The sequence below is a fragment of the Aneurinibacillus aneurinilyticus ATCC 12856 genome, assembly GCF_000466385.1.
Taxonomy (GTDB): domain Bacteria; phylum Bacillota; class Bacilli; order Aneurinibacillales; family Aneurinibacillaceae; genus Aneurinibacillus; species Aneurinibacillus aneurinilyticus.
In genome coordinates this window covers 1-258 of the sequence record NZ_KE952809.1, presented here as the reverse complement: position 1 = coordinate 258, position 258 = coordinate 1, and positions in this window count along the sequence as shown.

The window sequence follows — 258 nt, the reverse complement described above, 5'->3', positions numbered from 1 at the left end:
GAATTATAGTAAATTTATTGTACCTTAATATTGGGGAAAAATGCAAATATAATTTGTTATTTTTTCTAAATGCCGGAATGTGTAGGAAGCATTAATAATTGACAAATGGCACAACCTAAGCTTCCTAAATTGAAACTGTATGGACCCCCATATCTTGTAAAGTCATTCTCGTTCTATGGAAACCAGGATTCTCAAGTGCATAGTTTTCTTTTGGTTTTATTCTTCCCGATAAAATTTCTTGTTTTATGTAATTGGCTA